The following is a 12,416-nucleotide window of genomic DNA, read 5'->3' on the forward strand; positions in this document are numbered from 1 at the left end:
CGGTTACTCCTTACACCTTTTCAACCTGAACAAGGTTCGTATGTGATGGGTTCCCCTTAGCGAGAGGAGAAGGTCGCTGGGTCGTCAGCACGTTAATACAACCGCCCTGATCCACACGTTTCACATCCGGGTCATACCAGGCGCCCTCGCCCAGCGCTACAACGCCAGGCATCATACGTGGGGTAACTTTAGCCTCAATATGCACTTCTCCACGGTCGTTAAAGATACGTACCTTGTCACCGTTGTTAATACCCCGCCGTTGTGCATCCATCGGGTTAATCCACATTTCCTGGCGACAGGACGCTTTCAGAACATCAACGTTGCCATAGGTCGAGTGGACGCGAGATTTATAATGGAAGCCCGTTAATTGCAGAGGGAATTTTTCCACCAGTGGATCGTTTAAGCTTTCAAAGCCCGGTGTATAAATCGGTAATGGATCGATCACATCGCCTTCCGGCAGTTCCCAGGTTGCGGCGATGTCTGCCAGCGCTTGAGAATAAATTTCAATCTTGCCTGACGGTGTGGTAAGCGGATTGGCTTTGGGGTCCTCACGAAATGCTTTATATGCCACGTGATGTCCTTCAGGATCACGCTGCTTAAAGATGCCCTGCTTACGGAACTCTTCAAATGTCGGCAGTTCCGGTATAGCCTTGCGCGACTGTTCATACAGATGACGCATCCACTCTTCCTGAGTACGGCCTTCCGTGAACTGTTGCTCGACGCCAAGGCGTTTCGCCAGCTCGCTGGTCATTTGGTAGATAGTCTTGCATTCAAAGCGCGGTTTGATCGCCTGATCGGTGAAAATCACGTAGGACATATTCCCGCAAGATGCATCCAGCGCAAAGTCCATCTGCTCAGAGGCCGTGCAGTCCGGCAGTAGAATATCGGCATATTTCGCCGAGGAGGTCATATGGCAGTCGATAACGACGATCATTTCACACTTCTTATCATCCTGCAGGATTTCATGCGTGCGGTTGATATCAGAGTGCTGGTTAATCAGGCAGTTACCGGCATAGTTCCAGATCATCTTAATCGGAACGTCGAGCTTATCCTTACCACGAACACCGTCGCGCAGCGCCGTCATTTCCGGACCACGCTCAATCGCATCCGTCCACATAAACATTGAGATACTGGTTTCGATGGGGTTTTCCAGCGTTGGCATACGCTCAAACGGTAAATCGTATGATCCCTCGCGTGCACCGCTGTTGCCGCCGTTGATCCCAACGTTGCCGGTCAGAATGGCCAACATCGAAATGGCACGGGTCGCAATCTCACCGTTAGCGTGACGCTGCGGCCCCCAGCCCTGGCTAATATAAGCGGGTTTCGCGCTACCAATTTCACGCGCCAACTTAACAATTCGTTCAGCAGGAATACCGGTTATCTGCGCAGCCCATTCCGGGGTCTTCGCGATACCGTCTTTACCCTGACCGAGAATATACGCCTTATAGTGACCGTTCTTCGGCGCTCCCGCCGGGAGGGTTTTTTCGTCATAGCCCACGCAGTACTTATCGAGGAACGGTTGATCAACCATATTCTCGCTGATCAGCACATAGGCAATACCGTTAACCAGCGCTGCATCTGTACCCGGTCGAATGGGGATCCATTCATCTTCGCGTCCCGCACCGGTATCCGTGTAGCGGGGATCGATTATGATCATGCGGGCATTAGATTTCTGCCGCGCCTGTTCAAGGTAATAGGTCACCCCACCACCGCTCATCCGGGTTTCGCCTGGGTTATTACCAAACAAGACAACGAGCTTACTGTTTTCAATGTCAGACGGGCTGTTACCGTCTGCCCATCCGCCATAGGTATAGTTCAGTCCTGCCGCGATTTGCGCAGAAGAATAGTCCCCATAGTGGTTCAGGTAACCGCCGCAGCAGTTCATTAAACGTGCCACCAGCGTTTTACCCGGCGGCCATGAGCGCGTCATCGTGCCGCCCAGCGTGCCGGTACCGTAGTTCAGATAGATAGACTCGTTACCGTAGTCTTTAATCAGACGCTGCATATTGCTGGCGATGATATCGTAGGCTTCATCCCAACTGATGCGCTCAAATTTACCTTCGCCGCGTTTGCCGACACGCTTCATTGGGTATTTCAGACGATCGGGATTATAGACGCGACGGCGCATAGAGCGCCCACGCAGACAGGCACGTACCTGGTGCAGGCCGTCATAGTTGTCATCACCGGTGTTGTCGGTTTCAACATACTTTATTTCACCATCTACCACGTGCATACGCAGCGGGCAACGGCTACCGCAGTTCACCGTACACGCGCTCCAGATCACTTTCTCACTGGCCTGTGTTGGATTAAGGGCTTCTGCAGCATTTGCAATACGGGTAAATGGCAGGGTAAGCGCGCTACTGGCCACCGCCAGTCCGCCTATCGCCGTCGTTTTCACCAGACCGCGGCGACTAACCTCAGCTGCCAGTACGGCATCGGGGATCTTAGTTTTCATAGTGGCTCACTCTGCTGCTCACAATAAACAGAAAGGGAATGTTCGTTGTATAGTCGTTTATATATCGACATTATCGTTATACAGACCGTTATATAGCGAATTTATGCAAAGACAGAGATAAATACTGACTTTCATTCGAAGGCAGTATTACCACTAATAGAGTAAGGGTTATTGTCCGGTATCAAACGGGCGTAAAAAAAGCGCCCTGAGGCGCTTTTTTAGCAAGGAAAAATGACTTAACCGATGAATTCCAGGCCATTCATGTACGGACGTAATACTTCCGGTACCTGAATACGGCCATCAGCTTGCTGGTAGTTTTCCATAACTGCAACCAGCGTACGTCCCACAGCCAGACCAGAACCGTTCAGCGTATGCACTAAACGTGTTTTCTTGTCAGATTTGCTACGACAACGCGCCTGCATACGGCGAGCCTGGAAATCCCACACGTTGGAGCAAGAGGAGATTTCACGATAGGTATTCTGCGCCGGGATCCACACTTCCAGATCGTAGGTTTTGCATGCGCCGAAGCCCATGTCGCCTGTGCACAGGATGATCTTACGATACGGCAGACCCAGCAGTTGCAGGACCTTCTCAGCATGACCAGTCATCTCTTCCAGCGCGTCCATCGAATCTTCTGGACGAACAATCTGCACCATCTCAACTTTATCGAACTGGTGCATACGGATCAGACCGCGGGTATCACGACCGTAAGAACCAGCCTCAGAACGGAAGCATGGCGTATGCGCAGTCATTTTGATCGGCAGCGCATCCTCGTCGATGATTTCGTCACGTACCAGGTTGGTCAGCGGCACTTCTGCCGTTGGGATCAGCGCATAGTTGCTGCTGTCAGCTTCTTCATCCAGCGGACGCGTATGGAACAAGTCACCAGCAAATTTCGGCAGTTGGCCTGTGCCGTACAGCGTGTCATGGTTAACCAGATACGGAACGTAGTTTTCGCTGTAACCATGCTGTTCAGTATGCAGATCCAGCATAAACTGAGACAGCGCACGGTGCATACGCGCAATCTGCCCTTTCATAACAACGAAACGAGAGCCGGTCAGCTTAACCGCCGCGGCGAAATCAAGCCCCGTGTGCATTTCACCCAGAGTAACGTGATCGCGCACTTCGAAATCGAACTCGCGTGGTGTACCCCAGCGGCTGACTTCGACGTTGTCATTTTCATCTTTACCCACCGGAACTTCGTCCGCTGGCAGGTTGGGAATGGTCAGCGCAATGTCGCGGATCTCGGCCTGTAAGGTATCAAGTTCAGCTTTCGCGGCATCCAGCTCTTCGCCCAGTTTGTTCACTTCCAGACGTAAAGACTCGATATCTTCCCCGCGCGCTTTTGCCTGGCCGATGGATTTCGATCGAGAGTTACGCTCTGCCTGCAGGTTTTCAGTTTGTACCTGCAGAACTTTACGACGCTCTTCAAGAGCGCGCAGCTTATCTACATCCAGCTTAAAGCCCCGGCTTGCCAGTTTTTCTGCGACTGCGTCTGGCTCATTACGCAGCAGATTGGGATCGAGCATGCTTATCCTGTGCTTATCGAATTAAAATAGGAGAAAGTGACCACAGCCTGCGGTCACAGGGATACGGAGACAACATTACCGCAACGATAACACTAACGGTAGCGTTTTATAGGGCTATTTTGATCCTGTCCGGCGAGCCAGGCGAGCTTTTCGCCAATCTTGCCTTCAAGACCTCTGTTTGTGGGACGATAATAGCGCGTTTGTGCCATTTCCTGCGGGAAGTATTCTTCTCCGGCAGCGTAGGCATTTGGCTCATCATGGGCGTAGCGATATTCCTGGCCATAACCCATCTCTTTCATCAGCTTCGTCGGCGCGTTGCGCAGGTGGACCGGCACGTCGTAATCCGGACGTTCCCGGGCATCAGCCAGCGCGGCTTTAAAGGCGGTGTATACCGCATTACTTTTCGGCGCACAGGCCAGATAGACAATCGCCTGAGCAATCGCGCGCTCACCTTCCGCTGGCCCCACGCGGGTAAAACAATCCCATGCAGAAATTGCCACCTGCATGGCGCGAGGATCGGCATTGCCCACATCTTCAGAGGCAATCGCCAGACAGCGACGGGCAACGTACAGCGGGTCGCCGCCAGCGGTGATGATACGCGCATACCAATAAAGCGCCGCATCCGGCGAACTACCGCGGACCGACTTATGTAATGCTGATATCAGGTCGTAAAAACGATCGCCTTTATTATCGAAACGCGCGCTACGTTCACCGGCAATCTCAGTCAGTAACGTAGCGTGTAAAACGCGTTTTCCGCTGTCATCCACTTCGGCCATGTCGGCCATCATTTCCAGCGTATTTAACGCCCGCCGCGCGTCACCGTTTACCAGTTCAGCAATCGCCCGACGCGTTTCGTTCGGCAAAACGATGTCCTGGCCGCCATAACCCCGCGCTTTATCTGACATCGCCTGGTCCAGCACCTGTTCAATATCGTCGGTGGTTAACGATTTCAGTAAGTAAACGCGCGCCCGCGACAGCAGCGCCGAGTTCAGCTCAAACGAGGGGTTTTCAGTGGTCGCGCCAATAAACGTGATGGTACCGTCTTCAATATGCGGTAAAAACGCATCCTGTTGGCTTTTATTAAAACGGTGAACTTCGTCCACAAACAGGATCGTACGCCGACCAGCGTTACGGTTCTGACGCGCACGCTCAATAGCTTCACGAATTTCTTTTACACCAGACGTAACCGCCGAAATGCGTTCAACATCGGCGTTGGCGTAACGGGCAATAACTTCGGCAAGCGTGGTTTTGCCCGTCCCCGGCGGCCCCCATAAAATCATGGAGTGCAGGTGCCCGGCCTCGATGGCGCGCGGCAAGGGCTTACCCGCAGCCAGCAGATGTTGCTGGCCGATATACTGCGCTAAATTTTCTGGCCGCATACGCGCGGCCAGTGGCTGAAAAGTATTATCAGAAAAGTCGAGCGACAGATTGCTCACTCACACGCCTCTACTTACGTTGATCGTCAACCGTTACACCTTGCGGCGGGGTAAAGGTGAATTTGGAAGGTTCAATAGCGCCGTTCTGCTGCGATTTCAGCTGATAGCTGCTGCGCTGATCGTCTTGTTCAACGGCGCTAAACTGGTGGATCGTCCCGTCCCGCCCAACATTGATCGTAAACTGCTTCAGGTTACCGCTGCTGGTTTTGGGCGTCAGCACAAAATCATCGCCGTTTTGCTTAATATTGTACTGCTGCCAGTCGCTGGACTGGTTACGCGCAATCAGCATAAACGGCGTGTTACCCGTAGCATCTTTCAGCCAGGTCGCCGTCGCCTGCTCAACAAACGGGTTGAAAAACCACAGTGTTTTACCATCTGAGACCAGAATGCTTTCGTCAGGCTGTGTCATATGCCAGTTAAACAGATTCGGACGTTTAACCCATAAATCACCCTGGCCTTCCTGCACCGCTGCGCCGCTACCATCCGTTACCTTCTGGGTAAAACTGGCGTGGAAGCTGCTGACTTTATCCAGACGGCTTTTCAGGTCGCTGGCGGCGTCAGCCCAAACGCTGCTCACCACAAAGCTCGATAGTAATGCACAGGTGATTGCGATTCTTTTCATCGTTATTCCTCAAAATACGTCACTCCCAACGGGGAGCTCCTTCTGCTATCCATTTCAGGCCAAAAATCAGCATGAGGAAAGTAGAAAATACTGAATTACTTAACTTTGCAATCAATCAAAGGGCGGTGGAGCCAGCACTTCACGATTGCCATTATGTCCCTGCTCACTGACAATTCCCTGCGCTTCCATCTGTTCGATGATGCGCGCCGCACGGTTATAACCAATGCGGAACTGGCGCTGGACGCCGGAGATGGAGGCTTTGCGTTTCTGGGTCACAAAATTCACCGCCTGATCGAACAACGGATCCAGCTCTTCCCCACCGTCAAAACCACCGCCACCACCTTCACTCTCGGTGTCTGAGGTGATGCCTTCAACGTACTGTGGACGACCACGCGCTTTCCAGTCCTGGACGACCGCATGAACTTCCTCATCGCGCACAAAAGCACCATGTACACGCACCGGAATCGTTGAGTTTGGCGCAGAATAGAGCATATCACCCATGCCCAACAGGGATTCAGCACCACCCTGATCAAGAATGGTACGTGAGTCAATCTTACTCGACACAGTAAACGCTATACGCGTCGGGATATTTGCTTTGATAAGCCCAGTGATAACGTCAACCGACGGACGCTGGGTCGCCAGCACCAGATGGATACCTGCCGCACGCGCTTTTTGCGCCAGACGGGCAATCAGTTCTTCCACTTTTTTACCGACAGTCATCATCAGATCAGCAAATTCATCAACCAGAACCACAATATACGGCTCTTTTTTCAGCACCGGATGAGTGACATCCATGCTATCGCCTGGTTTCCAGTACGGATCCGGGATTGGACGTCCCATACGATCTGCTTCCGCAATCTTCTCGTTATAGCCCGCAAGGTTACGCACGCCCAGCGCCGACATCAGCTTGTAGCGACGTTCCATTTCATTGACGCTCCAGCGCAAGGCGTTGGCAGCATCTTTCATGTCGGTCACAACTTCGGTCAGCAGATGCGGAATGCCTTCATACACTGAAAGTTCCAGCATTTTCGGGTCAATCATGATAAAGCGAACATCTTCCGGCTGCGCTTTGTAGAGCATGCTGAGGATCATGGCGTTGACCCCAACAGATTTACCTGACCCCGTGGTACCTGCCACCAACAGATGCGGCATCTTCGCCAAATCGGCAGTCACAGGTTCACCAGCAATGTCCTTGCCGAGAACGACAGTAAGCGGTGACGGATTATCACGGAATTTTGCGTTATCCAGTACTTCACGCAGATAGACGGTCTGGCGTTTTTTGTTCGGTAACTCCAGTCCGACATACGGCTTACCTGGAATAACCTCCACTACACGAACTGCCGCGGTTGAAAGCGAGCGCGCCAGATCCCGGGAAAGGTTAGAAATACGCGCAGCTTTAACACCCGGTGCCAGATTTAGCTCAAAACGGGTAATGACCGGCCCGGGCGAGTAGTTCACCACATCGGCTTTAATACGGAAATCGGCCAGACGCGCTTCCACCAGACGCGCCATTTGCTCCAGCGCGAATGTATCTATTGGCTCAACTTCCGCCGGTGGAGGGGTGAGCAGATCCAGTGATGGCAGCAGCGTCGTCGGACGCTGTACAGGGCGGCTGTCGCCATTACGCATCAATAATGGATGGATCAGGCTTTCCTGCGGCGGCGGTGTGGCAGGCTGCGATGGCTGCTGATAATGCTGCGGCGGTGCGACAGGCTGCGACGGCTGCTGATATTGCTGCTGCGGTGCGACAGGCTGCGGCGGCTGCTGATATTGCTGCTGCGGTACGACAGGCTGCGATGGCTGCTGATAATGCTGCGGCGGTGCGACAGGCTGCGGCGGCTGCTGATAATGCTGCTGCGGTGCGACAGGCTGTTGATACTGTGGCGCAGGTTCCGGCATCACGCTGGGGGTAAACAGCGGCTCATGCGGCCCCTCATCCACTAACGCTTTCATTGGTGAGAATTCAAAATCATCAAGCGAGAATGGATTTGCCCCGGCAGGCTGTGCGCCGGAATAACGTTGCTGTTGAGAAGAAGCGAACTGACGCGCCAGTTCCGCTTCTGCGGCTGAATCTTCGTCATCAGCATGCGCTGTGTCATCCTGATACTCTTCGCCATAGCGGTGCTGCTGCGACTGGGCAAACTGACGCGCCAGTTCATCCTGCTGCATGGCATCAATTTCATCGTCACTGTATTGCGCATCCGTATCAAGCTGCTCTTCGCGCGCTTTCTCTTCCGCCATACGTTGTGACGGCAACTTAATGCCATATGAAGCCAACTCTCGGCGTGTCGGGACACGCACACGATTAGGGCGCGGCAGTTGCGGGCCAATTCCCTCTTTCACCTGCGGACGCGGCGCACCGCTCCCAGCAAGACTAAATACCGGTGCGGCAACGGCTGCACCGGCACCCAATGCAGCGTTTTTCACCCCAGCAGCCAGCGGCGCTGCAGCAGCCACAGACTCAACGGGAGGTATGGATGCTGTTGGCATAGACGGTGCAGCGGATTTCACCCGCTCAGGCTCTTGTGCGGGTTCTGGAATCGGTTGATACCAGGCAGCTAGCTGTTCACGCTCACGCGCACGTTTTTCTTCCACTTCTTCAAAATAGTAGAGAGGTGGACGCGCAGGCTTCACCTCTTCAACGACAGGTTCAGGCTCGGCAACCGGCGACTGTTCCACCACCGGCTGCTGATGAACCACGTGTTGTTGCTGCACGGAGTCTTGCTGATAGACCGGCTGCGGTTCAAGCGGCGCATTCTGCTGGTAAACCGGTTCTGGTTGCCAGGCGTGTTCCACCACCGACTCAGGTGCTTGCCACGGCATTGCCGGTTGCGGCATCGTCGGCTGTTCATAGCCAGCTTCGGCAACTGGCGGTACAGAATAAGGCATCTGCGGTTCAACCGGGGCAGGTTGCTGCCAGGGTTCATAAGGCTGAACCGGAGGCTGCGCGTACTGAACGGGCTGAGGGTAACCTTCCGGCGCTGGTGCGATAACCGCTTCACCGGTTTGCGGAGCCGGTGCGGATTGCCATGCCACCGCGGGAGTGGGTTGCTCTGAAACGGTTCCCGGTACTGGCGCATTTTGCAACAGCGGGTCGACTGGCGCACTCCAGGCCTGAGTTGCCGCAGTGGCAGTGGCGACCGCTGCGGCGGTGACCGGCTCAGTCACTGAATGGCCGTTTAATAGCGGGTCGAATTCATCATATTCAGGTAATGTGGCACGGTTGCCAGAAAACAACACATCGTCAGGATCGGCTACAACGCCACGCGCGCTGTATTCAATTTCGTCCTCATCATCCATGCGCTTGCCGGAGAACAGCGCGGCATCAGTGTGACGTCCAAGTGGATTGGTGAACTTCTCTGCCAGACGTTTACGGCGCGCTAACGCTCCGCGCAGAATACGTGCCCGTCGAGATCCATGTGGGGTGCCATCAACGGCGTCGACAGACTCTTCATCATCTTCATATTCTTCGTCATCGACCCAGGTATCATCGCGACGGGTACGATTGCTGGCAAATGTCAGGATATTCAGTAACCAGCCACCCAGTTTCTCGGCAATGCTCACCCATGACCAGCCAGTAAACAGCGTTAAACCCGCGGCCCAGATACATAACAGCGCAAGCGTACCGCCACTGCTGTGCAGCAGGGGTTGCAGCGTAGTACTGAGCAGGCTGCCAATAACCCCGCCAGAGGCAAAATACCAGATGTCATCGGCATTGATTGCGGCAAGCCCGCAAGATGTGAGAATCAGCGCCAAAACGCCAATAATACGCAGCGATACGGCGAAGTAATCGACGTATTCGTCGCTGGCCTGATGTCGCCAGGCAAACCAGCAGCCGCCGACGATTATCACGGGGATAGTGTAAGCCATGACACCAAAAATGAAGAACAGCGTATCCGCCAGCCATGCTCCGGGTATTCCTCCCAGATTATGGATAGGTTCGTGCCATGCGGTTTGCGACCAACTAGGGTCCGAAGGGTTAAAGCTGAGTAAGGCAGCCATCAACCAGACGGCAAAAAGGGCAATAAGAATCAGCAACGCTTCCAGAAGTCGGCGCCCGCTGCTTAACTTCGTCAATGTGACGTCTTTGTCTTCAGTGTATTCCTGGCTCAAAAACGGCTCTCCAGGTTTCAGGCTTTTCCTGCCCGATGCTAAAACGGACAACAGCACCGGGTTACCCCGGCACTGTTGCTGTATGGATTAACAGGAGTGTAATCAAACTGCGTCGATTTTGCACCTGTTCCGTGTTAGCGCGTCTTAATTACCAGACGATTGCTCTGTTTGACTTCTTCCATTACCACGTAAGTACGTGTGTCATTCACGCCAGGCAGACGCAGCAGGGTTTCCCCCAACAGCTTACGGTATGCCGACATATCCGGTACGCGTGTTTTCAGCAAATAGTCGAAATCACCGGAAACTAAATGACACTCTTGAATTTCTTCAAGTTTTTGTACTGCAGAGTTGAATTGTTCAAACACATCCGGGGCGCCACGATTCAGAGTAATCTCAACAAAAACCAGAAGTGATGCATCCAGATAATGCGGGTTCAACAGCGCTGTATAGCCCTGAATAAAACCCTGTCTTTCCAACCGACGCACACGCTCAAGGCAGGGCGTTGGTGAAAGTCCCACACGTTTAGAAAGCTCGACGTTAGAAATACGCCCATCCTTTTGCAGCTCATTAAGAATGTTACGATCGATACGGTCGAGATCTTTGCCAGGGCGCTTCTTACTATCTACCATTATTATTGTCTCTCTGTATTCCTTCCCTACTCCTGCCTGACTCTACTAACATCACTGTTCAGAGTCGCTACCCATCACAATAAACCGCAACCCAGAGGGATTTACGGTGCGCAATGCCTGGGTTTATGGTGAGAAGACCGTTGCCTGTCGGCGGCTATCGACATCACGAATGGCATCTGTCCACACCATGCGTAGATTTCACTAACCCGGTAAACATGGTATCTACATGCATGATTATGCAGCATATACATGACACAGTTTTTTTCTTCCTTGAATGTTTTCGCAAAACAGCAGGTGATTGTCAAAGCAAAACATCGATTTTTAGTACAACATGCCAGTTATTCATTGGGAGTGATGGAAAATCGTCATTTTATCACCTTATAACTGACCGATTTTAAGTAGAAATCATTATATCCCCGTCATAGTTCACGTCGCCGGTGCGTTGGCTTCACGCGGCCCCCCAACTCGAATAAATTAGGGAAGCGCATTACCCTCAATTTTGCCCATCATCGGTTTCCGCTATTACACATATTGTTAACAAAATCGCCATACTCTTTTTTTACGTCTGCAAATTCCCTACAATCCTGCCCATTGCCTACCAACAACTATGGGGATCTCATGGGCACGACCAAACACAGTAAACTTCTTATTCTGGGTTCAGGCCCTGCGGGCTATACCGCTGCCGTCTATGCTGCGCGCGCAAACCTGCAGCCGGTGCTGATTACCGGTATGGAAAAAGGCGGTCAGCTGACCACCACAACAGAAGTGGAGAACTGGCCTGGCGATCCAAACGATCTCACTGGCCCGTTGCTGATGGAGCGCATGCACGAGCACGCAACGAAATTTGAAACGGAGATCATCTTCGATCACATCAGCAAGGTAGATCTACAAAACCGCCCTTTCCGTCTCACCGGAGACAGCGGCGAGTACACCTGTGACGCACTGATCATCGCCACTGGTGCTTCAGCACGCTATCTGGGCTTACCTTCAGAAGAAGCCTTTAAAGGCCGCGGGGTTTCCGCCTGCGCAACCTGCGACGGTTTCTTCTATCGTAACCAAAAAGTTGCGGTGATCGGCGGCGGCAATACCGCGGTGGAAGAAGCGTTATACCTGGCGAATATCGCCTCCGAAGTTCACTTGATTCACCGCCGCGACAGTTTCCGTGCCGAGAAAATCCTCATCAAACGTTTGATGGATAAAGTTGAAAACGGCAACATCGTGCTGCACACGCACCGCACACTGGAAGAAGTGACTGGCGATCAAATGGGTGTAACCGGATTGCGTCTGCGCGATACACAAAATACTGACAACGTTGAATCTCTTGACGTCGCCGGATTGTTTGTCGCCATCGGCCACAGCCCGAACACGGCTATTTTCGATGGTCAACTTGAACTGGAAAACGGCTATATCAAAGTTCAGTCCGGTATTCACGGCAATGCGACACAAACCAGCATTCCTGGTGTGTTCGCTGCCGGCGACGTGATGGACCATATTTATCGTCAGGCGATTACCTCAGCGGGTACAGGTTGTATGGCCGCCCTGGACGCAGAACGTTATCTCGACGGTCTGGCGGACGCCTGCAAATAGTTTTTACAAATCAGTAACAAAAGTAAAAAAGGCGACTATAAGTCG

7 protein-coding genes are annotated in these 12,416 nt (G+C 52.9%); 1 reads left to right on the forward strand and 6 read right to left on the reverse strand.

Annotated features, from left to right (window positions below; genetic code table 11):
* Nucleotides 1–10: 10 nt before the first annotated feature.
* The 6 genes from dmsA to lrp all read right to left on the reverse strand — a co-directional run bounded on the left by dmsA (nucleotide 11) and on the right by lrp (nucleotide 10,784).
* Nucleotides 11–2,455 carry a dimethylsulfoxide reductase subunit A gene (gene dmsA, locus IB196_RS14680; protein ID WP_188231844.1) on the reverse strand — a complete coding sequence of 815 codons (2,445 nt, stop codon included), beginning with the start codon at nucleotides 2,453–2,455 and terminating at the stop codon, nucleotides 11–13.
* Between the two features lie 236 nt (nucleotides 2,456–2,691).
* Nucleotides 2,692–3,984, reverse strand: coding sequence for a serine--tRNA ligase (serS, locus tag IB196_RS14685; protein ID WP_003836908.1), 1,293 nt, complete (start codon nucleotides 3,982–3,984; stop codon nucleotides 2,692–2,694).
* Between the two features lie 92 nt (nucleotides 3,985–4,076).
* Nucleotides 4,077–5,420 (reverse strand): replication-associated recombination protein RarA, encoded by a 1,344-nt coding sequence (gene rarA / locus IB196_RS14690; RefSeq protein WP_040233941.1) that lies wholly within the window; start codon nucleotides 5,418–5,420, stop codon nucleotides 4,077–4,079.
* Nucleotides 5,421–5,430: 10 nt separating this feature from the next.
* Complete coding sequence (gene lolA / locus IB196_RS14695) at nucleotides 5,431–6,042, reverse strand: outer membrane lipoprotein chaperone LolA (RefSeq protein ID WP_040233939.1); 612 nt, start codon at nucleotides 6,040–6,042, stop codon at nucleotides 5,431–5,433.
* A gap of 111 nt (nucleotides 6,043–6,153) precedes the next feature.
* Entirely contained in the window at nucleotides 6,154–10,155 is a 4,002-nt protein-coding gene (ftsK, locus tag IB196_RS14700; RefSeq protein ID WP_188231843.1) for a DNA translocase FtsK, read from the reverse strand.
* A gap of 134 nt (nucleotides 10,156–10,289) precedes the next feature.
* Complete coding sequence (gene lrp, locus IB196_RS14705; protein ID WP_002439523.1) at nucleotides 10,290–10,784, reverse strand: leucine-responsive transcriptional regulator Lrp; 495 nt, start codon at nucleotides 10,782–10,784, stop codon at nucleotides 10,290–10,292.
* Nucleotides 10,785–11,402: 618 nt separating this feature from the next.
* On the opposite strand from lrp, the gene trxB reads away from it, so the two are divergent.
* Nucleotides 11,403–12,371 (forward strand): thioredoxin-disulfide reductase, encoded by a 969-nt coding sequence (gene trxB, locus IB196_RS14710; protein WP_005123580.1) that lies wholly within the window; start codon nucleotides 11,403–11,405, stop codon nucleotides 12,369–12,371.
* Nucleotides 12,372–12,416 lie beyond the last annotated feature (45 nt).

The sequence above is a fragment of the Citrobacter sp. C6_1 genome (assembly GCF_014596835.2).
Classification (GTDB): domain Bacteria; phylum Pseudomonadota; class Gammaproteobacteria; order Enterobacterales; family Enterobacteriaceae; genus Citrobacter; species Citrobacter pasteurii.

Coding starts and splice junctions, on each gene's coding strand:
- dmsA (WP_188231844.1), bottom strand. CDS start 2,455: ATGAAAACTAAGATCCCCGATGCCGTACTGGCAGCTGAGGTTAGTCGC.
- serS (WP_003836908.1), bottom strand. CDS start 3,984: ATGCTCGATCCCAATCTGCTGCGTAATGAGCCAGACGCAGTCGCAGAA.
- lrp (WP_002439523.1), bottom strand. CDS start 10,784: ATGGTAGATAGTAAGAAGCGCCCTGGCAAAGATCTCGACCGTATCGAT.
- trxB (WP_005123580.1), top strand. CDS start 11,403: ATGGGCACGACCAAACACAGTAAACTTCTTATTCTGGGTTCAGGCCCT.
- lolA (WP_040233939.1), bottom strand. CDS start 6,042: ATGAAAAGAATCGCAATCACCTGTGCATTACTATCGAGCTTTGTGGTG.